The 22,610-nt window shown below is 43.3% G+C and carries 16 protein-coding genes and 1 pseudogene; 4 read left to right on the forward strand and 13 right to left on the reverse strand.

Annotated elements, in window-relative coordinates; translation table 11 throughout:
• Nucleotides 1–85: 85 nt before the first annotated feature.
• Complete coding sequence (locus tag DMI82_RS03580; RefSeq protein ID WP_110102506.1) at nucleotides 86–3,124, reverse strand: glycoside hydrolase family 2 TIM barrel-domain containing protein; 3,039 nt, start codon at nucleotides 3,122–3,124, stop codon at nucleotides 86–88.
• Nucleotides 3,125–3,325: 201 nt separating this feature from the next.
• Between DMI82_RS03580 and DMI82_RS03585 the strand changes: the two genes are divergently transcribed.
• Complete coding sequence (locus DMI82_RS03585) at nucleotides 3,326–4,189, forward strand: AraC family transcriptional regulator (protein WP_044961974.1); 864 nt, start codon at nucleotides 3,326–3,328, stop codon at nucleotides 4,187–4,189.
• A gap of 121 nt (nucleotides 4,190–4,310) precedes the next feature.
• On the opposite strand, the gene DMI82_RS03590 is transcribed toward DMI82_RS03585, so the two are convergent.
• The 12 genes and pseudogenes from DMI82_RS03590 to DMI82_RS03645 form a co-directional block, all read right to left on the reverse strand.
• Nucleotides 4,311–5,567: an RNA-guided endonuclease InsQ/TnpB family protein gene (locus tag DMI82_RS03590; protein WP_227573684.1), complete on the reverse strand. Its 1,257-nt coding sequence runs from the start codon at nucleotides 5,565–5,567 to the stop codon at nucleotides 4,311–4,313.
• Between the two features lie 54 nt (nucleotides 5,568–5,621).
• Complete coding sequence (gene tnpA, locus DMI82_RS03595; RefSeq protein ID WP_180211315.1) at nucleotides 5,622–6,032, reverse strand: IS200/IS605 family transposase; 411 nt, start codon at nucleotides 6,030–6,032, stop codon at nucleotides 5,622–5,624.
• Nucleotides 6,033–6,288: 256 nt separating this feature from the next.
• Nucleotides 6,289–6,960, reverse strand: coding sequence for a transcriptional regulator (locus DMI82_RS03600; RefSeq protein ID WP_227573683.1), 672 nt, complete (start codon nucleotides 6,958–6,960; stop codon nucleotides 6,289–6,291).
• 228 nt (nucleotides 6,961–7,188) lie between these two features.
• Nucleotides 7,189–7,491 (reverse strand): annotated as a pseudogene (locus tag DMI82_RS03605) (nucleotidyltransferase domain-containing protein); the annotation flags it as partial.
• A 221-nt stretch (nucleotides 7,492–7,712) separates the two neighbouring features.
• Nucleotides 7,713–12,719, reverse strand: coding sequence for a leucine-rich repeat protein (locus DMI82_RS03610; RefSeq protein WP_059085378.1), 5,007 nt, complete (start codon nucleotides 12,717–12,719; stop codon nucleotides 7,713–7,715).
• Nucleotides 12,720–12,765: 46 nt separating this feature from the next.
• The gene (locus tag DMI82_RS03615; RefSeq protein ID WP_110102509.1) at nucleotides 12,766–14,367 is read right to left on the reverse strand and encodes an amidohydrolase; all 1,602 of its coding nucleotides are present in this window, start codon (nucleotides 14,365–14,367) and stop codon (nucleotides 12,766–12,768) included.
• 3 nt (nucleotides 14,368–14,370) lie between these two features.
• Entirely contained in the window at nucleotides 14,371–15,822 is a 1,452-nt protein-coding gene (locus DMI82_RS03620) for an alanine/glycine:cation symporter family protein (RefSeq protein ID WP_021652308.1), read from the reverse strand.
• On the reverse strand, nucleotides 15,815–15,997 hold the full coding sequence (locus DMI82_RS03625; RefSeq protein WP_015527038.1) for a hypothetical protein: 183 nt from the start codon (nucleotides 15,995–15,997) through the stop codon (nucleotides 15,815–15,817). Before DMI82_RS03625 ends, DMI82_RS03620 begins: the two co-directional genes overlap by 8 nt.
• Nucleotides 15,998–16,126: 129 nt before the next feature.
• On the reverse strand, nucleotides 16,127–16,657 hold the full coding sequence (locus DMI82_RS03630) for a EutP/PduV family microcompartment system protein (RefSeq protein ID WP_022426452.1): 531 nt from the start codon (nucleotides 16,655–16,657) through the stop codon (nucleotides 16,127–16,129).
• A gap of 18 nt (nucleotides 16,658–16,675) precedes the next feature.
• Nucleotides 16,676–17,107, reverse strand: a complete 432-nt coding sequence (locus DMI82_RS03635) for a BMC domain-containing protein (RefSeq protein WP_044961969.1) — start codon at nucleotides 17,105–17,107, stop codon at nucleotides 16,676–16,678.
• Between the two features lie 11 nt (nucleotides 17,108–17,118).
• Nucleotides 17,119–17,484, reverse strand: coding sequence for a BMC domain-containing protein (locus tag DMI82_RS03640; RefSeq protein WP_015527035.1), 366 nt, complete (start codon nucleotides 17,482–17,484; stop codon nucleotides 17,119–17,121).
• Between the two features lie 341 nt (nucleotides 17,485–17,825).
• On the reverse strand, nucleotides 17,826–18,329 hold the full coding sequence (locus DMI82_RS03645; protein WP_092069605.1) for an NUDIX hydrolase: 504 nt from the start codon (nucleotides 18,327–18,329) through the stop codon (nucleotides 17,826–17,828).
• Nucleotides 18,330–18,686: 357 nt separating this feature from the next.
• On the opposite strand from DMI82_RS03645, the gene DMI82_RS03650 reads away from it, so the two are divergent.
• The 3 genes from DMI82_RS03650 to aroD all read left to right on the forward strand — a co-directional run bounded on the left by DMI82_RS03650 (nucleotide 18,687) and on the right by aroD (nucleotide 22,584).
• A complete protein-coding gene (locus DMI82_RS03650) occupies nucleotides 18,687–20,684 on the forward strand; it encodes an oxidoreductase (protein WP_110102510.1) in 1,998 nt (665 codons plus the stop codon).
• A gap of 222 nt (nucleotides 20,685–20,906) precedes the next feature.
• Nucleotides 20,907–21,785, forward strand: coding sequence for a shikimate dehydrogenase (locus DMI82_RS03655; protein ID WP_110102511.1), 879 nt, complete (start codon nucleotides 20,907–20,909; stop codon nucleotides 21,783–21,785).
• A gap of 37 nt (nucleotides 21,786–21,822) precedes the next feature.
• Nucleotides 21,823–22,584 (forward strand): type I 3-dehydroquinate dehydratase, encoded by a 762-nt coding sequence (gene aroD, locus DMI82_RS03660; RefSeq protein ID WP_110102512.1) that lies wholly within the window; start codon nucleotides 21,823–21,825, stop codon nucleotides 22,582–22,584.
• Nucleotides 22,585–22,610 lie beyond the last annotated feature (26 nt).

A 22,610-nucleotide genomic window follows, 5' to 3' on the forward strand; every position in this document is an offset into this window, starting at 1 on the left:
TGTTTTTGTCTGATTGCTCTGTATATCCGGACTTTACATAACAATCAGACTCTCTTTCCTTGTTTACGGGTTACATGAAACTTTATTATCCCTTTATATACGGTATCAGTGTAAACTGGAACCGGAATAATACATCATCAAATCGGTACTGCTCCAATACAACTGGACCACAACTGTTAGAACCAATGCCATTTAGTGCATAGTCAACACAAAATACTACACTATCTGATTCTGTCAGTTCATAATTATGCGTTTTCTTCTCAAGTTCTTCCTGTGTATAATAAGAAGCATTGAATGAAAATGCCTTTTCTGCGGATGCCACAATTCCATATCGGCTGTTGTTAAGTTCTACATATTCACAATCATAATGGCTTCCATTTTCCTGTGGACGAATATAGTCCTCATGTAAATCCCCTACATCTGCCCGGTACAAACCGTGGCTCGCAGCCTGATGTTTATCACAATAACTTTCCTGTGGTCCCATTCCAAAGTATCTTACAGCTGAAAGTTTTTTATCCAGGAACATCCTCACACCAAATCTCGGAAGATCCGGGAATTCATCGTCTTTTGTTACTGCAATATCTGCATCAATCTTTCCAGCAGCTTCTATTTTCCATGTAATCGTCACATCAAGAATCTTCTGTACTGTCTCTGCCACAACGGAAGCATGGCTTGTAATCTTCACACCATGTTTTCCCTGCACAACCTCTGTCGTATAGGCTCTTGTGTAAGCCTTATCATAGTGGGCTTTCTTCCATTCAGACTTGATGTACATATCGTTATCTGTTGGAGCTCTCCAAATATTTAATTCCATCGGATGGTTCAAGTATTCCCGCCCTGCGAATTTCATCTCTGTAAAGAGTGCAGTACGTTTGTCTATGGTATAAGCAAATTCACGCCCCTTGATATGAATCTGTGTATCATTTTCATTTACCTGTAATTCAGAGTCCACTACTGTTTTTGGTATCCATTTCTCTGCAAGTTTACATTTTGTATCCTCTTTACTTACCTCAATTTCATCAAATCCAAGAATATGGTCTTTATCCAACAGTGGCAATTCTTTTTTCAGATGGTAAATAAGTTTTAAATAACATTTCCCATTCTCTGGAACATTGATCTTCAGGTTTGTTTTTCCTTCCCCATGTGGTGCCACAGAAAACTCCGGAAGTATGCCTTTGCTGATCACAAGACCATCCTGTGTCAGCTCATAACTAATCTTCACATAATCTTTCAAGTCATCAAAATCCATGTAGTTATGAAGCACCAGTTCTCCGCTTTCTTTGTTATAGGAAATAACTCTTGCCGGGCGATAAACATTCTTGTATTCCAAAAGTCCTGTATGTACCGTTCTGTCCGGATATACTAATCCATCCATACAGAAGTTGCCATCATGAATTTCTTCGCCATGGTCGCCCCCATAAGCATATATAGTCTTTCCATTCTCAGCAGTTCCATGAGCAATCGCATGGTCACACCATTCCCAGACAAAGCCGCCGCACATTTTATCATTATCCTGAATCATCTGGAAGTAATCTTCAAAATCTCCAGGTCCGTTTCCCATGCTGTGACAGTACTCTACCAAAAGGAAGGGTTTGCTTCCATCTTTATCCAGATATTCCTGAATTTCGGAAAGCGCTGGGTACATCCGGCTGTACACATCCAGATTGCTGTAATCATATGTTTCATCATAATTACGGTATCTTGCACTCTCATATTGTGTGATACGTTCTGGATCAAAATTCTTTGTCCATTCCAGTGCTTTTTCAAAGTTGCAGCCATAAGCACTCTCATTTCCCATTGACCACATAACAATACAGAAACGGTTTTTGTCACGTTCCACCATGAGTTTTACGCGATCAACGATTGCCTCTTCCCATACCGGATCATCTGCAATCTTCTCATTCCATCGTTTAAACCGATTGTAATCAGTGTCTTCTTTTCTATAGATCATAAATGGACCATGAGCTTCAATATCTGCTTCATCTATTACCATGAATCCATACTTGTCACACATTTCATAGAAAAATGGTGCGTTCGGATAGTGGCTGGAACGGATCGCATTAAAATTATGCTGCTTCATTAACGTAAGATCGGTTGTAATCTGTTCCGGATTGATTGTAAATCCAGTAACCGGATCAGAATCATGTCGATTGACACCACGGAATTTAATCTTCTGTCCATTTAAATAAATAACCTGGTCTTTAATCTCTATCTTTCTTAATGCAATGTGATCTACAATTACTTCATTCTCTGTCTCAAGAATCAGTTTATATAGATATGGATTTTCTGTATTCCAAAGTTCCGGACTTGCGATTTCTAATACAGCTGTTCCTTCTTCAGCAATACTTCCTAGTGCTACAACTGCTCCGTTTCTATCTTCAATCGAAATTTTTACATTTAACGGAGAGTAGAATTTCATTTCAATTTCTACTTTCGCAAGCATATCCTCAATTCTTGTTTTAATATGATAATCACTGATTGCCTGTTTTGGGCGTTTCAAAATGTACACATCCCGGAAAATACCACTCATACGGAATTTGTCCTGATCTTCCAAATAGGAACCATCACACCACTTCATTACCAACACTGCCACCGTATTCGTTCCATCCTGAAGTACATCGGTAACATCAAACTCACTGGTCATATGCGAAACCTGGCTGTATCCTATGTAAGAGCCATTGATCCATACGTAAAAGCAACTGTCTACTCCTTCAAAGTTCAAAAAAGATTTTGGCGCTTTCTCATCTCTACTGTACTCAAAAGTATGTACATAGACTCCACACGGAATGTCCTGTGGCACATATGGTGGATCAAACGGAAATGGATACCGGATGTTTGTATACTGGTGTGTATCATATCCAGCCATCTGCCATACACTTGGAACCTGAATCTCATCAAAATTTTCTGTATCATAATTCTTCTCAAAGAAAGAATCCTGAATGTCATAGATGCTGTTAAAATACTGGAATTTCCAAGTTCCATTCAATAACTGCATACGATCTGACTCTTCTCTGTGTTCCACCAAGTTATCCATTCTTCTGGATGCCGGAATATAATAGGCTCTGGCTGGCATTGTGTTTTCGTGCAGTACGCTTAGATTTTCATAATAACGTGGTACGATCATAAATAGCTCTCCTCCAATACATATACTTTTTTGTTCTTTGTTTTCCTAAAGAAAACCTTATACTTTACTTTTTGTTTACGTTCCTTAGTTATGCTATATATATAGCTTATCCTAATTCGCAAAATATGTCTATGAATTGGATTAGACAAAATATGCACTAAATGATACAATGATAAAAAGTACGAAAAGAGGTGCTGTCCTATGTATTTGAACACCGGTTATTTGAACCACTCACATATGGATTTCAAAGACAAAAGTCGTCCGCTGATTGTAGGTAGCTGTGGTACTTACCGTCTTTCCAGACATCCCAAACTTCCGACCTACCGTCCAAAGGGTCGTCTGGATTATCAGATTATATATATCACTGCTGGTTGTGGGCATTTTCATTTTGATAATGTAAATAATGAAACGATTGTTCCAGCCGGCAACATTGTACTGTACAGACCGAAAGAACTCCAAAAATATGAATATTACGGAGAAGATAAGACAGAAGTATACTGGATTCACTTCACAGGAAGCAATGTAAAAAATATCTTACGTCAATATGGGTTTCCGGATAAAGAACGTGTCTTTCAAGTGGGTACATCTAATGAATATGAACAAATTTTCAAACGTATCATTATCGAGCTGCAACGCTGTCAAGACAATTATGAGGAAATGCTTGTCCTTTTGCTACGTCATCTTCTGATCAGTTTCCACCGGGAACTGACAAGAGAGCACATATTAAAAAATGAATACCTTGATCATGAGATGGATAATGCTGTTACCTTTTTCAGTGAAAACTACAATCAAAATATCAATATTGATGATTATGCTGCCTCACGAGGCATGAGTGTCAGCTGGTTTATCCGAAATTTCAAAAAATATACCGGTTCTACACCAATGCAATTCATTGTGGGAATCCGCATCAACAATGCTCAGATGTTACTTGAAACAACAACTTATTCCATCCATGAGATTTCTAAGATTGTCGGATATGATAACCAGCTTTATTTCAGTCGGCTTTTTCACAAGTTGAAAGGATATTCGCCGAGAGAATACCGAAAAATAAGAAATAGGTTATGAAATCTATAATGTCATAAAAAGTGAACTACTCGGCAACTTAGTTACCAGAGCATCTGAAATCTGGCGGGATACCGCCTTTTTTCAGGGTACGTCCATGACACCAATACTGCTTGCCTTTCGGCTATACAGCTACTTTTATTATTTCTGGATTTTTTAGTCCGGTTACGGACAGTGTCTTCTCTTTTCCGGATGCGGAAAGATATTTCCGCAGGATATTAAATGCGCCTACTGCATCTGCATTGTAGCTTACTCCTTCAGTTATATACATGCCCCGTTCTTTTCGGTTTGTTGCTTCTGCATATCTTTTTGATACTTCCGGTGATAACGGACTGCACTGGCTGGTATAGCTTTCCTCCTGTTTTATCAATTGGATCCCATACAGTTTCAGCTTATATCCCAGCATGATATACAGCTTGTTATATGGCAGTCCGTGAAACTTCTGGTTGACCTTATGCCCCATATCCTTCTCTTTACGGATATTTCGGATATCTCCCACAACCACACAGCGGATATCTTCTTTTCTGCAGTATTCTGCAATCCATCTGGTCACTTTATGAAGATAATCCTTCACTGTATTCTGCTTTTTTCTGTAAAGTCTCTGGATATGTTTCGATGATCTTGGATATTTTATCCCTCTTTCCGATTGCTGCGCATACCAGACAGACTGCACTCTGGCGATCTCTTTATGAAAGTATCTTTCCAATGAAAGATATCTCCTTCCAAGGATAAAAGTCCGACCGTTTCCGGAATCATAACAGGTCATCAGATTATGAAGTCCAGGATCAATAGATAAATAATGTCCATTCTGGGAAAGCTGCTCTGTCCCTTCGATCTCATAGATAACGATAAGGTCACATTTTCCGTTTTCCGGCGGATAGATCCGCAATTGTTTTATATGATCCATGTCCCTGAAAATCTTATTTTCAAGATATAGAAATCTTTCATGGATCCCGTAGGTTTCTTCCATATAGCTTTTCAGATCCTTTGGCAGAGACAGCCGCAACCGATCTGAACCTTTCTCATGCCGGATCCCCATCTGCATGTATGTGACCGGGATATTGTCCTGTTTAAAACGGGGCGGATTTGGATCTTTGACCCCTCCGGTCTTTTTCAGGACATAAAAAGATCTCCATGCTTTGTCCAGCTGTTTGCAGATCTCCTGTGCTATCTGTGACGGAAGCTGTCTGTACCACAGATCTCCTTTATGCGCTTTTTTCTGATAATACCAGTCAGGATACTTTTCCAGTCCCAGCTCTTTATAATGATGACGTTCGTAGTTGCAGACATTCCAGAGTTTGGAAGCTGCATAACACATATGCCCTATGATATTGGAATATTCCGGCCGGATCTTTACAGATGTTCTGTGTGACAGCAGCATTCCTCTTCCCCCTTTGGACAGCTATGCAGATAGAAATCTACACTCCACCTTGGTTTAATACGACTTGCTCTGATGCTCAATATAACGGCGGATATTCTCCTCAGATACAGATCCGATCGTTTCCACATAATAGGAATGGTTCCACAGCTCTCCCTTCCATAGCTGGTCTCTTATTTCCTGAAAACGTTCGAACAGTTTTCTACCGGTGATCCCCTTCAGATACTTGACGATCGCTGTTATGGACAGCTTTGGTGGAGCTGATACAAAACAGTGGACATGATCACCTTCACCACATTCAAATAAATGAACGGTAAAACCTTTATCCTCAGCGATCTGCTGCACCAGTTCCTTTAGGTATTCCTCAATTTCTGGGTTTAATATCTTCCGCCGGTATTTCACCGACCACACCATATGGTAATTAATATTACACACACAAGTCCTGTAATGTATTAGATTTTCTTTCATACATATAGTATAACATAACGAATAAAAATGCGCAGCAAAAATCGAACATATTTTCGAATGATTATATGCCGGTTACGGCATTAATATCAAGGGATTGGGAGATTATTATATTATTTCAATGTGCAGATATGCACAATCTTGCGCTTTCATCTCGGTAATTGAATTGCCGAGGATTCCCGCTTATTGTCCTAAATGCCAAAAAAGGATGCCAACGAATCAAATCAGATTACGTGACATCCTCTTCTTTTTATTAGTGCTATTTTATAAATTCAACCGAATAGTAATACATGTACTCATTATCTGTATCTATATGCTCCCCTGCAATATCCTGTATTGGCAACGAGCTTAATCCTTTTTCTCCATAAATCAGTGCTGCTAATCCTTGCTCTGTTCCATACTCTATCCTGCATTTGTTTTCAATAGTCGTTGCTGATCTTCCATAATATTCCCTGTTTTTAACTCCCTCCAAAATTGGTATTTCTGTCATATATTTTGAATATTTATCTGCTGCGATGAGCTTTGCAGTAAAATTATCAAAATCCGGTGTAATGACAATCAATCCATTTGTGGAAGATTTCACATCTTCATAGGAAAGTTCCAAAACTTTTTTATGTGAAACTCGTTGTCCAAGCTGATATTCTGACAAGTAAATAGATAACGTTTTAAATGTATCCCTTGAATTGTATCGAAACATCATTGTTCCATCAATTCCTGATAACAATTCAGCAGTTTTCATTTCTATACTATCTGAGTCTACTGCTTCAATATAGTTTTGTGGTTGTCGCAATTTATTACATACGATGGATCCAAAAGTAACCATAGATATTCCCACTACAATAAGAAGCACTATAATGATTGACCAGTTTTTCGATAGCCTGAGGCTAGTCTCCTGTGGGTTGTATTCGGAGTGTAATTTGAAATGATCCATACGGTTCTCCTTGTTGTTCTGAAATTTGTGGATATGTAAATACTGCCTGTTACTATATGTAAAGAGAGTGCTTTTATCTTTATTATTGTTGCTTTTACAGTATATCATTCAGAGTAAAAAAATTTATCCAAAAAGCTTCGGCTCATTCTCGATCAAATCTTCTGCCAGATATTTTGCATCCATATTTTCTATTCCATAACTATCATTTGAAATTTGTTCTGCAAGTTTACTGGAATAAAATGGATAGTTCACAATCCACTTGTTAAAATGTGCTTCACTTTTTGCAATAGGCTTAATATCCGTGTCATGATCCATATTAAAGTCATAGGTCATGTACGAGAGCTGTTGTGCATATGCCTTTAATTCCAGATCTGATATATCTGCCAGAATCATAATGTCCACATCAGAATCCGGACGAAAGTCACCCCTTGCACATGAACCATAAAGGATTATCTGGCGTACATAGGAACCATAGATCTTCTTGATCTCTTCTACATACTGTTCGATTAAATCCTGCATCATCTTTGGCATATATCATCCCTCATTTTCTACTGATCATTCTATGCTCTGCTTACTTCTTAATTTTATTATAACCAGTTTACCCTTGTTTCTCAATCAGTATTTTCCATGTATCAATTTTACTGTTACTGAGAACGGAGTGAACAGTAACATCTTCTCAGTTTCCCGTAAAAAAAGCTGCCCGCATTTACGGACAGCTTTTTTGGCGTTATTTACAGTTTTCTCCTTTTTTGTCAGATTCCCTCATACCGTGCGATCTGGGAATAGATGTAGGAATTGTAGGTAAGTCCTGGTTCGTATCTTCTGTACAGGAACATAAGCTCGCTGGACTGTTTGCTGTCAACAGCTTTGGATACATACTCAACCTGCTGACGCAGAGATGCGAAGTATGCCTTTGCTGCTGTTGCAAAATATTTTCTGTTTGTATTATCATTCTGGCCGTTTGCCAGTTTTATTCGCAGATTTTCCATCTGGGACTGAAGATATCTTGTATTACAGATAGTGATCCATGCCTTATTGTAAGCTGAGATCGATGGCTGGATTCCGCTGAATGCCTTGCCCACCAGTTTAAATCCCCATTTTGCTACAAGGGTATAGCTGGAAGCACCCAGCTTCTGCCCCTTCCATACAGTATTTACGATACCTTTTGTTATAAGATCATTGGTAAGGTCTGCTGTTTCACTCAGAATATCATCTGCTATATAATCCACCGCCATACTGTAGATATCCTTACTGTACCACTGTTCCAGCTTATTCAGTCCTGTATAAAGACCACTGTCTGTCGGAACCAGATGCATCAGCTGTACGATCTGATCATATTCTACATGCAGGACCAGCATCCAGGAGATCACAAAGTCATAAAGGTCTAATCCCTTTCCAATTGCTTTGTTCGCTTTTTCGATCTTGCCCCAGTTATCCGTAAACAGTTTAAATGCATTATTCAGTTTGCTGGCATCTACCGCTCCATTTAAAAACTTTGAGGAAACTGTCCGGGCAAACTGATAACGGGTTCTCCCGTCCAGTTTAAAGCTTTCACGGATATTCTTGGCTTCACCGAAAAATCCATTTATTACTTTCAACAGATCTGCCAGCGAATCATATCTTCTGTTCCAGTCCTCTTCCTGCATACTCTGAAGAAGTTCTCTGGCCATCTCCATGTTAAGCTTATCTTCACTGTAGCTTACACCGGTAAAATGTTCAAATATGGCTTTTACATTCGGTGTGCCTGCTTCCAGCTGGCTGATCAGTGCTGCTGCCATATCATCAAATTTACTTTTTGATGCCATTGCAGTATAGGATTCACTCTGCAATTCTTTTGCAACCTTGCTGATCTCTGCATTTCCAAGGTAATCTGCATGATCTGTAAGGAATTCTTCTTCTGACATCTTCACGAAACTTGAAAGGAAGTTTTCTCCGTAAACATAGGAGGTAAGGCTTGCGTTTTTAAGTTTTTCATTGCCTGCGCCCCAGGAAATGGACTGAGTCCATCCTCTTTTGATTCCGGCATAAGCTGCTTCCGCAAGGCTTTCGCAGCCCTGGAAAGCATTTTTTCCGATTCTGGTCACATAACCGAAAACGTGTACCTTGCCGATAGCCCGGCAGTTTTCAAAAGCAGAATCTCCGATAGTCTCCAGATTTAACGGAAGATACAGCGCTCCCCCCATTGTGGTACATCCGGAGAAAGTATTTGCTTCAATGATAGTAAGCTCGTAAGGAAGCCTGATCATGGTAAGTGCAGAACAGTTCATAAACGCTGCGGCTCCAATGGATGTAACCGTTTCCGGTAATTCGATATTTTTAAGTTTTTTACAGTTCTTAAAGGCATTTGCGCCGATCTTCTTAAGTGCAGAAGAATTGCTGACCTCACTGAGGCTGCTACAGCCCTCAAATGCACTGGCTCCAATGGTATTTACGCTGGAAGGAATGCTTACGGACGTTATCGTCGTATTGTTCTTAAACAGTCCCGCCCCCAGTGCTGTTACTTTTCTTGCAGAGGAAGCTATGCTCAGGCTTGACGGAATACCGACCTTGGAATTCTTTCCATAATATCTTACCAGGGTTATGGTTCCGTTATTGTTCTGTTCATAAGCCCATTCCTTGCCGTAAACGGCAAAACCGTTCACCTCCACCGTAATGGTTTTGGTTGTCTTTGGGTAAACATGATGCTTACTCTCTTTTGCGGTGAGCCTGATGGTGATCTTTCCTCTACCCTTTGCCGTAAGCTTGTCTCCGCCGGTGATCCATGCTTCTCCATTTAATCCGGATGCATTCACGCTGCAGGTAACTGCCGCCTCATCCAGTGCCTTGACTCTTAATGGCTTCGCCAGAAGTTCGCCGGAGGTAACATAGGTATTGGCTTTTGTACCTTTTTTCATTCCGTCCGGATTTAAGGTAATGTTCTGTTTTCCCTGAAGAACCGCAAGAGCCTTTTTGGATACTGCCTTGTAATGCTTTGTGGCGCCTACATTTACGGTAATATAAGAATATCCCGTCTTCTGAAGTGTCGCCTTACTTCCGTTTAGCTTTGCAACGGAAGAATTGCTGCTCTTAAAGGTGATCTTCGGTTTATCTGCCTTACCTCCGTTGATCTTTGTGGAAATGGTGAACGTTTTTCCTTTATTGCCGGCTCCTTTGATCACATTGGATACCTTCAGTGTACGTGCAGCCTTATTGATCTTGAAATTTTTCTTTACAGATTTTGATCCTGCAAAAGCACCCGATCCCTTAATAGTCACACTTCCGGTTCCCGGCTCTTTGCTTTTGGTCGATGCCTTATAATCCTTACCGGATTTTAAGGTTATACCGTTAAATTTTACCGTTACCTTTGGAAGGGATGCCTTTCCGTTCCAGGTACGGCTTCCAACGGTGATCTTTGCCTTGGTCAGATCTGCTTTTGCCCAGTGTGCGTATAATGTCAAATCCTCGGGCAGAAGTAATAAAGACTTGGAAGTGATCTTCGTGCCGCCTTTTCCTGCTCTGGTATACCATCCCAGGAAATAATATCCCTTATAGACAGGTACCGGAAGGGTTCCGAATGCCTCTCCCTTTTTCAGGAGCTTTGTCTTCTGTTTCTCCGACAGCACTGCTTTTTTCGCATTTTTGTTGAATGTGATCTTAAAGTTTAATTTTTCTGTGGTTCCTACGGAAACAAACTTGAATGAGTGGTCCTTTGCGTAGCTTTCTGCATAGGATCCTGTATATCCGTAAATGGCAAAATTTTCTGATACGCCATCAAAAAGGCTATCATTCAGCTTTGTAACCCCGGAAGGGATCGTAGCATTCTTCAGGGAACTGCACTCCGCAAAAATATTGGAGCCTGTTCCATTTGCAATATTCCGGGAAGGAAATGTGATCTTCTCCAGTGCCGTGCATGCTTTAAAGACCTCAGATCCCATATAGACCAGCGATTCCGGAAGCTGGATTTCCTTCAGCGCACTGCATTTCAGAAATGCATCATTGTCGATCTGTGTTACGTTCTTTGGAATATTCACCTTTGTAAGCCCTGTACAGCCGCTGAAGGCATAGGACTCAATTTTTTTCACTGTATCCGGGATCTCTACGGTTTCAAGGCCTTTACAGTTCTCAAAAATGCTGTAGGGAACATTATCGATTCCCTTTGCGAATGTAACCTTTTTAAGATTGGAACAATCTACAAAAGGTCCTGCTTCCCGGTAAGCAGTATCAACACCTGCCGGCACATTGATCTCGTTAAGGCCTGTACAGCCTCCAAAGGCACTTCCTCCAAGAAATTCCAGTCCTTCCGGAAATACGATCCTGTCAATATTTTTACAGCCATAGAACGCAGAACCATTGATGACTTTCAGGGATGCCGGAAGTTCACTTCTGCTCAGCTTCAGATCCGTACAGTTCCAGAATGCATCTGCATCGATAGATTCCAGGTTTTTGGGCAGTGTGATCTCTTTAAGATATCCGCAGTTACAGAATGCCCGATAGCCGATTTTTTTTACGGAATCCGGCAGAACCACTTCCTCCAGCATGAGCATTGACCCCGGTGAATAAAAAATACCTCTCGGGATTTCTTCCATTCCCTGCTCAAATGTAACCTTCTTAAGTGTCGTCAGACCTGCAAACGGTCCTCCCCATGCTCTGTTGGCTGCGGTATAATCCTCTGTTTTCATCTGTGGCGGAATATTGATTTCTGTAAGACTGGTTTCGCTGAACGCACTGCCTCTTAAAACCTTCAGTGTGGAAGGCAGCTGGATCTTGCTCAGACTTTTACAGTTATTAAAGGCTCCTGCTTCGATAGACTCAAGCTTTGCGGAAAGATGGACATCTTTCAGATTGACGCAGCTGTTAAACGCATTTTTTTCGATATTTGTCACACTGTCCGGTATATTGATACTGAGAAGCCCGGTACAGCTTAAAAAGAATCCCTTGGGGATCGAGGTAATGCCTTCTCCGAAGGTTACATTCCGCAGTGCGCTGCATCGTGCAAATACGCCTGCATAGGCCGGACTTTCCCCGATGGCTCCATCCGCCTTTACAGATGCCGGTATATGAACAGAATTCAGTGCCGTACAGCCCTGAAAAACACCGGCACAGATGGTAACTCCATTATCCGGAAGTGAAATACTGCGAACAGAAGTACAGCCGCTGAAGGCTTCCCTTTCCACTCTCTTCACCGTTGACGGAATGACCACCTCAGTCATGTTAATGCAGTTCGCATAGGCTCCTCCTGCGATCTCCGTAACCGGATAGCCTGCGATACTTGAAGGGATCTTTCCGTCTGTCTGCTGACAGCGGTCCTCCCCGGTCTTTTTCCCGTCTTTGTCAAAATGCTGATCATAGACCACTGAAAGGATCGTTACTTCCCCATTGGATACCTTATAGTTAAGTCCGTTCCAGACGCCTGTGGTACCTGCGCCGGCTTCTTCTGTCTGGCCATCCTCAAAAGCAGATTCCTGTTCTCCGTCAGCCGGCTCTGGCAGAAGCTCCTGTGTTTCTTCCTCCTCTGTCATTTCCTCTGATGGCTGAATTTCTTCCGCTTCACCAGTGTCCGTGTTTTCGTCGGAAAGGATATCTTCCTGTACCTCCTCTTCTCCGGCTTCTTCTGTGTCTGCTTCCGGTTCTTCTTCAATTTCTTCTGTTTCCGGTTTCTCTTCCGTGTACAGAGAGTTTTCTTCACCGGAAGTAAACTCTGCCGCATTTGCCAGCCACGGTGTATACACACTTGTTGCCAGCATTGTCACTGTCAGAAGCAGTGCCAGTTTTCTCTTCATCTTACTCTCCTCCTTTTTCTTTTTCATAAATATTTATGGGAATGGTTTATTCCCGTTCAAAGACGACTTTGCCGCCAAGAACTGTCATATCCACCTTCACCGTCTTGATCTCATCGGGATCAATGGAATAAATATCTTTCTCAAGAACTACAAGATCCGCGTTTTTCCCGGTTTCAATCGTTCCGTTCTCCTTCTCTGTATAGGAAGCGTAAGCTGCGTTTTTTGTAAAAAGCTTCACCGCCTCATCTACAGACATTTTTTCGGATGGGATCCAGCCTTCCTGTGGCTGACCGCTGATATTTTTGCGGGTGACTGCAAAATAAATATTCTCCATGGCATCAAAGCTTACCACAGGAGCATCCGAACCGCCGGACGTATGGATTCCCATATCCAGCATGCTCTTCCATGCATACACCTTATCCATACGGTGTGCGCCGATGGCAGGTTCCACTGTGTTCATATCCAGATCGATAAATACCGGCTGGATATATGCCAGAAGATCCTGGTCTTTCATCCCCTGCAAAATACGCGGATTGGTGATCTGGCAATGCACGATACCATGTCTGCCCTTTTTATTATCCTTCCGGTAAGGAGATTTCGCTGCTGCCTCAATGACCATATCCATGGCACGATCGCCGATACAGTGTACCGCTGCCTGCATCTGATGCTGGTCAAAAAAAGCAAACAGATCGTCAAGCTCCTCCTGACTGAATGTGATGATCCCGGTATTTCCCGGCGAATCCTCGTAAGGCTCATTCATGGCCGCTGTTCTTGCACCAAGGGAACCATCTTGGATCAGCTTCATTGGTCCGACAGTAAAGTGATACCCCCTCTGTCCGGTACGATATCCTTCCTCAATAAAAGCCTTCGCATCCTCCGCCCGCTCAAAAAGGCACTGCTCATAATGGCGGATACTCAGCTCTCCTCTGGCATCCAGTGCCTTATAGGAGGCCATGATCCGACGCCAGTTTTTCCCCGGAAGTGAAGCAAGATCATCGGACTGTACACCTGTAAATCCACATTCATTCAGCTTCTTCGCACTGTATTTGATGTAGTCTTCCACTTCTTCCTGGGATGGTGCTTCCAATACGGAAGAATAAAACTGTACTGCATTCTCCTTCAGAAGTCCGGTATCCAGGTCAACCTCCTTCTCAATCTCCGGGAACTCCGGGATTTTTTTCAGAAGCTCCAGACCGCAGCTGTTGCACACAGCCACATGCCCGCAGACACGCACCATAATGATGGGGATTTCCGTTGAGAGCGCATCCAGCTCATCCTTGTGCGGATAGCGTGGCTTATCAAAATGCTCCTCATTCCAGCCTCTGCAGTAGAGCCAGGTCAGCTTCTGACCTTTGCTCTCCTCCAGTCTTTTTTTTGCTGCGGCAAGCATTTCCTCAACACTTGTGCAGTCAAACAGTTTTACAGATCTTTCCACAAATGCATAATGCAGCATATGCATATGTGTATCCACAAAACCGGGCAGCATCAGCCTTCCCTTAAGGTCGATCCGCTTTTTGCAGGAAAAAGCTTCCGCTTCTTTATCAGTTCCCACAAAAACGATCCGGCCATTTTCGATTCCCACAGCCTCTGCCACTTTTTCACTGTCATCCAGTGTTCTTATACATCCGTTAAAAAAAATTGTATCCACTGTTTATTTTTCCTCTTTTTCTTTTTTATCCTCGTAGAAAAGTGCCATATCCTTGTCTACCTTTCCGATTCCCATGTAACGCGCCTTGTAATCCTTCAGCAGTTTAAAGAAAGTACCACTTAAGATAAACAATGTGGCAACATTTACAAATGTAGGGAATACGGTTGTAAAGTCTGCAATTACCCACAGCTGCGCCGGTGTTCCGTTTCCGTAAAGAGTAAGCACTGTGACCAGAAGACCCCATAATGGTGTTCCAAGGATAAAAACCTTCTCTGCAATCTTCAGAACCTTCTGATTATTTTTCAGCCAGTGCTTCAGGATCACGCTGTAGTAGGTGAACCATCCGGTTGATGTTGTTAATCCAAAAAGAAAAATACTGATCGCGATCAGTGCTCTCGCAATGGAGCCCATTCCAGACTCAAATGCTGTCAGTGTCAGCTCTGATCCCTGAAGTCCTGAATTCCAGTAGCCGGTGATGATAACAACAAGACCTGTCATGGAGCAGACTACGATGGTGTCTGCAAATACCTCAAATGCTCCCATCAGTCCCTGTTTTACAGGATGGTCTGTCTTTGCGGAAGCATGGATCATAGGAGATGTTCCCCAGCCTGCCTCGTTGCTGTATACGGAACGGGCAAAGCCAAGACGCATTGCTGTTGCAACACCGGCTCCCATAAATCCGCCGACTGCCGCCTGTGTTGTAAATGCACCCTTGAAGATCAGTCCAAAGGTTTCCGGCAGCTTGTCAAAATTCACTACCAGTATTGCGAGAGAGCCTACAATGTAAAGCATACACATGATCGGTGTCATATAGGAAGAGATCACGCCGACTTTCTTTACACCGCCGATGATGATCAGATAGATCGCTGCCACATACAAAAGTGACGGTACGATGTACGGCAGGTGGAAGGTACTTCCGACAGCCTCTGATACTGTATAATTCTGCAAAGTAATGAACCATGTCATGAAAATACAGCCGCCGAACAGTACTGCAAAAAGTTTCCAGAAGGGAAGCTTTTTCTCTCCGCCAAGCCCCTTCTGCATGTAGTAGGTCGGGCCTCCCTGGTACTCACCGTTTGGCTGTTTCTCTCTGTAGTATACAGCAAGTGTTACCTCTGCCATCTTGATGACCATGGCAAGAAGCGCTGCGATCCAGAGCCAGAATAATGCCCCAGGTCCTCCTGTTGCAATAGCCGTTGCAACACCGGACATATTGGATACACCAACAGTACCTCCGATCGCAATGGAAATAGCCTGGAACGGTGTCAGGCTCTTTCCGTCATCTCCGCCTTCCTGGCGACGTTCTTTACTGAACATGTTTTTCACAATGTAACCAAAATGGCGAAACTGGAAGAAACCGGAACGTACTGTCAGATATACGCCTGTAGCGAGGATCGTGATCAGCAACGGCAGTCCCCAGAGCCAGTTGGTCAGATTTTCAAATAATTCAAACATCTTTTCCTCTCCTGTCCTTCTTATTTTTTGTCTTTTGCATCCACTCGGAAAATCTGTGTATAGAATATAAAAAATCCCCGGAACATGAAGGCAGATACGGATACCCGGTGTTCCCGACATACAGCTCTTCTGCCATATATCTGCGAGCCCCGTTTCTATCCTCTTTATCCTTCATGCTCTGGGGATCTTACATTTCAGCCCACGAATCTTCCAAACGATGACAGTATATCACAGTTCCGGAGGAATTTCTACTTTTTCTGTTTGAATTTTGTATTTTTATTCATTTTTCGTGAATATTACTATTTTACCGTATGGATTCCGGATACTCCACCCCTTCCGGCATGGAATCCCATTCGTTAAGGCCAAGGCTCTGCTTGAATTTCGCCTGTTCAAGCGTAAGCGTCGGGAGATCATCCTGCAGATAATCCATCAGCTCGCTGATGCCTTCCCTTGTCTTGTTATTTACCATAAAGATCCTCTCACAGCCCATGTTCTCCATCCACTGTCTGACCATGGGAATGTTGGCATGGGGAGAATCCACCTTGGTGATGATCCCGATCAGCGGCCGTAGTAGAAAATTCCTGCTGCCGTCACTAAACAGGTTAAAGGGCTCATTGGCTGCCTGTACAATGGCGATCACATCCGCCTCAAAGGAAAAGCAGGCCAGTCCTACGCTGAAATGCTTGGATTCCGCATATTCTCCCGGTGAATCAATAGTATCTTCATTTGTATTGGTATACTGAGTCTTATGATAATGAAGCTCTTCCCCTTTAAGCGCCTGTGTCAGGGATGTTTTGCCGGCTTCACTTCGACCCATCAGAAAAATTTTTTTCATTTTTTATCCCGTCCTGCCTCAGCTTCTGTGGATCTTACAGACATCGAATTTCAATGTCTCATGGAAAAATCGTACCACTTCCTCCACGGCTGTCATCACTTCCGTAAAACCGCCTGTCAGGATCAGCGTCCCGCAGAAACGATCCATAAATCCTACTTCCACATGAGCTGCCTTCACTGCAACATCTGCCGCAACCACGATTGCCTCCCAGGGTGTGACACGGACCATGCCGATGGCATCTCCTCTGTGATCTTCACCTTCATGAACACCGATATGTAACGCAAGATTCTCATATATCGATCTGTCATTTGGTGTAAAAACATGTGCAAAGGAAAGCTCCTTTCCAGGTACTCTCACCCGGGTCAGCCGAAGTCTTCTTCCCTTAAGGTTCTCATAATCATCATGAAACAGCCTCTCCAGCAGTTCTTCCTTTGTTATCCGTTCTTCCATGGTACACTTCCTTATCTCTTGGTGATATTGCATACTACATATCCCAGAGTATCACGGAAATAATCCACGATCTCCTCCATTGCAGTCTGCACATCGGAAATCTCTCCTGTTATGATCAGTGTTCCTGTAAAACGGTCTGCAAATCCAAGATACACATTACCGCTCTTCACAGCAATATCGGATGCGATCACAGCAGACTCGGAAGGTGTCATGTTCATGATACCAATTGCAGATGATCCATAGTCCACCTGCGGATTCAGTCCAAGCTTCTGATATATGATAGGTGCCGGACCACCCATGATATGGGCAAATGTGATCTCCTTACCGGCTACGGTTTCCTGTACGATTCTGATCTGATCTCTATGTTCATCCGCCATTGATGATTCCTCGCTTTCAAAAATTTCGTATTACAGCATTTTTTTAATTACTGCTATATTCTTCCCGATCGATCTATAGCACTCTCAGAAATTACTGCATCAAGTTCAGCTGTGCAAAACATAATTTGATGCGTCAGATGTTCTCGACGTACGTAATATTCGATAAGCCGGACTCTGTTCATCCGGCTTATAATTTCCCTACGTTAAATTTTACTATCTGAGCCTCTTAATGTCAATACAATTCTTCGAAAATAAGGCAAAAAACAACGTTAATCGAAATATAAATCCACAGAAAACAACATCTATTTCCACATCAGGATAAAAATCATTCAAAAATCTGCTCAGAACTCAAACACCTTCTTAATACTGTCATAATGTAGGAATTTTCCCTCTGCGGCAAACGCCCGGATCTGCTCCAGGGTTGCAAACATATATCCGTCTGTCTCTTCTGTCTGAAGCTTCAGATCCTTATCCTCCACATCCATGACAAAACGGTACACATCCACAAAGTAATTATCTCCTTCCCCCGGGTTCTCTCTTTTATATGTAAAAAGGTATCCGCCCTCTGCCTCACTGGCGTCCAGTCCGGTCTCCTCTTTCACCTCACGGAGTACTGCATCACGGGAAGCCTCTCCTGCCTGGGCTGCACCGCCGGAAACCTCCCACCAGCCCGGAGCCCAGGCCTTTGTCATCACACGTTTAGTAATAAGAAAGGTCTTGTCCGGTCTTGCTACCACGCCCAAAACTGTCAGATGATACTCTCCATCCTTTAAACACCAGTCATTGCGCTTCATAGTTCGTCCTGTCGGTTTCTTATCTGCATCGTAAATATCCCAGAATTCCATTTTATCTATCTCCTGTCTTTTTACAGAACGCGGAAATACAGTCTTACATTTGATCCGTTTCAGCCTGCCCGTTTCTCCGTTTTCTGTATCTTTTTTATTTGTTATGATAACACGTTAAAATCATATATGTAAACCCCTGGATCCGATACCATTTTCCAGTTAGCGTTACCGTTCTACATCTGTTTTTTTCACATTATAAACATGCAAGTACCTGCAGCCTGAAAGATGATACACAAAAATCTATAGATTATTTTTATTATATCGCTCGTATTATGAATTAGTTTTATAGATTATTTTGTTATATAATTAACACAAACAAACGATTCTATTTAAAATAACCAGGGAGGTTTTTTTCAGATGAAGAATGATTATCCGCATATTTTTTCCCCATTAACCGTTAAAAATATGACTATCAAGAACCGTATTGTTATGATGCCGATGGGCACCAACTACGGTGAACAGAACGGCGAAATGAGTTTTCTTCATATCAATTATTATGAGCAGCGTGCGAAGGGTGGCACAGGTCTCATCATCGTAGAGAACGCAAGCATCGATTCCCCGCAAGGCTCCAACGGAACCACACAGCTGCGCATCGACCATGACAACTATCTGCCACGTCTTTTCAAATTCTGTGAAAATATTCATAGATACGGAACAAAGATCGCGATCCAGATCAACCATGCCGGAGCTTCCGCTGTTTCTTCCAGGATCAACATGCAGCCGGTTTCCGCATCTGACGTTCCATCCAAAGAAGGCGGCGAGATCCCGCGACCTCTTTCCAAAGACGAGATCCTTCACATCGTAAAAAAATACGGTGAGGCTGCAAAACGTGCACAGACAGCTGGCTTTGACGCGGTAGAGATCCATGCAGGACACTCCTATCTGATCAGTCAGTTCCTCTCCCCGATCACAAACAAGCGTACCGACGAGTTCGGCGGATCTGTTGAGAACCGTACCCGTTTCTGCCGTATGGTCATCGATGAGGTAAGGAAACAGGTAGGACCTTTCTTCCCGATCATGCTCCGTCTCAGTGCGGATGAGCTGATGGAAGGCGGAAATACACTGGAGGATACTCTGGAATACCTGGATTATCTTCAGGAAGAGGTTGATATCTTTGATGTTTCCTGCGGACTTAACGGTTCCATCCAGTACCAGATCGATGCAAATTATCTCCCGGACGGATGGCGTTCCTACATGGCAAAGGCCGTAAGAGAAAAATTCAACAAGCCATGTATCTCCATGGGTAATGTCCGTGACCCGAAGGTTGCTGAGCGTATCCTGGCTGACGGTGATGCAGACTTGATCGGTATGGGCCGTGGTCTGATCGCAGACCCTGCATGGGTAAACAAGGTTGCCACAGGTCATGAGTGTGACCTCCGCAAATGTATCTCCTGTAACGTTGGCTGTGCCGGAAACCGTATCGGTGTAAACCGTCCGATCCGCTGTACTGTAAACCCATCTGTTCTTGAGGGCGATGTATATAAGAAAAAACATGTAAATAAAAACTGCAACGTAGTCGTTATCGGCGGCGGCACTGCCGGACTGGAAGCTGCCTGTACAGCCGCAGAGGTTGGATGCAATACCTTCCTTCTGGAAAAAGGCAATGAGCTTGGCGGACTTGCATCTCTGATCTCAAAGATCCCTGCAAAGAACCGTCTTGCTGATTTCCCGCACTATCTCATGCATCGTGCTGAACAGCTTGATAATCTTTACATCTTCAAAAACACAGAAGGAACACCGGAAAACATCCGCAAGTTCCATCCGAATATCATCGTAAGCTCCACCGGCTCCGCTCCGCTTCTGCCTCCGATCGCAGGACTGAAGGATCGTATTGACAACGAGAAACATAATATTTATTCTATTCTTGGTATGATCAGCCACATTAATGATTTTCCGAAGGATCTGGAAGGCAAAAAGGTTGTTGTTGTAGGCGGCGGTGCTGTAGGTCTTGATGTTGTGGAATTCTTTGCTGACAGAAACGCAGACATCTCTATCGTTGAGATGATGGATCAGATCGGACGTGATCTTGACCCGGTAAGCAAAAATGACACAAAGACCATGATGAAAAAACACAATGTACATCAGCTTACAAAAACTGCTCTCCTTGAGGTTAAGGATTCTTCCTTCCTTGTCAGGGGCGACGGTGAGCCTTATGAGCTTCCATTTGAGTACGGCTTCGTATGTCTCGGAATGAGAGCTCAGGGACAGCTTTACCAGAACCTCACAGAGGAATTTTCTTCTGAGGATGTTGAGATCATGAACATCGGCGACAGCCAGAGAGCAAGACGAATCATTGACGGTACCCAGGAAGGACGCAATATCCTTACCATTCTTGAGCAGAAGGGATACCTTTAATATTTTTCCGCTATACCCTTTCCGGGAATATTTCAATCCTTCTACCGGAAAGTGTATATAGATCTGTTACAGTTCACTCGGTGATCCGTAACATAGTTTTTCCACGTCTTCCTCCCCCGCAGCCGTCCGGAGAATGTCCGCAACTTCTTCAGATCTATGTGGCGGGAGGTTTAAAAAAGACAAATCTTCATCCAGATTTTACCAATGAGAGGAGTTATTACCATGTCAGAAAGAATCACAGGACATACCGAACTGATTGGTCTTATGGCATATCCGATCCGCCACTCCAGCTCTCCTGCCATGCAGAATGAAGCTTTTGCAAAGCTTGGCTATGATTATGCATATCTTGCATTTGAGATTGGTGCAGACGAGATCGAGGATGCTGTAAAGGCCATCCGTACTCTGAAAATGAGAGGTTCCAACGTTTCCATGCCGAACAAAACTCTGGTAGGCCAGTACCTTGACGAGCTTTCACCGGCAGCAGAAATGTGCGGCGCTGTAAACACCATCGTTAATGATCATGGTCATCTTACAGGCCATATCACAGACGGTATCGGATTTATGGCAGCACTGAAAGACAATAACATCAACGCCATCGGAAAGAAAATGACCATCGTAGGTGCAGGTGGTGCCGCAACTGCTATCGAGATCCAGGCAGCACTTGACGGTGTAGGCGAGATCGTGATCTTCAACCGCAAAGATGAATTCTGGGACCGTGCAGTATCTACGGTAGAAAAGATCAACACCAGAACTTCAAGCCATGCTGTTCTCTATGATCTGGCAGATCTTGACCAGCTGAAAACAGAAATGGCTGACAGTTATATTTTCGTAAATGCGACAGGTGTTGGAATGAAACCACTGGAAGGTCAGTCCGTTGTTCCGGACAAGTCTTACTTCCGCCCGGAGCTTATCGTTGTTGACGTGCCTTACTCCCCTCTTAAAACTGCTATGCGTTCTATGGCAAAGGAAGTTGGCTGCAAGACAATGAACGGCCTTGGCATGATGCTTTTCCAAGGCTCCGCTGCATTTGAACTGTGGACCGGCGAACCGATGCCGATCGAACATATGAAAGAGATTCTTAACATCAGATACGACGACTAAACTGCTATCTGTTCCTGTCGTATCAGAAAGGACCATTATGAAAACAGTTCAGGTAAGAAATATCACACTCGGAGAGGGAAGACCGAAGATCTGTGTCCCGATCGTGGGACAGACAAAGGATGATATCCTCCTTGAGGCAGGGACCTTCGCAAGGATACCCGTAGACGTTGTGGAATGGCGTGTTGACTGGTTTGAGGACGTTTTTGACACAGACAAGGTTCTGGATGTGGCAAAAGATCTCCAGACCGTTTTAAAGGACACTCCGATCCTCTTCACCTTCCGTACGGCAAAGGAAGGCGGAGAAAAAGCAATCTCCAATAAAGATTACAAAGCTCTTAACATGGCCGTTGCAAAGAGCGGCTATGTAGATCTCATTGATGTAGAAGCCTTCACAGGTGAGGAGATCGTAAAAAGCATGATCCAGGAAGCACACAGCTATGGCGTAAAGGTCATCGCTTCCAACCATGATTTTGACGCAACTCCTGCGAAGGATGAGATCGTGCGCCGTCTCTGCATGATGCAGGACTATGGCGCAGATATCCCCAAAATGGCTGTTATGCCAAGAAACAAACAGGACGTGCTTACACTCTTAAGTGCCACTCTGGAAATGTCCGAGCAGTTCGCCGACCGCCCGATCATTACCATGTCCATGGCAGGTACCGGTGTTGTCAGCCGTCTTACAGGCGAGACTTTTGGTTCCGCCCTTACCTTCGGTGCAGCTACAAAAGCTTCCGCACCGGGACAGATCAATGTCAACGAGCTTGAACAGGTTCTTGACATTATCCACAAAAGCCTGTGATCCTGTGACCTCCCATAAAAAGGATC

The sequence above is a fragment of the Blautia sp. BCRC 81119 genome, from assembly GCF_003184505.1.
Taxonomy (GTDB): Bacteria; Bacillota; Clostridia; order Lachnospirales; family Lachnospiraceae; genus Blautia_A; species Blautia_A fusiformis.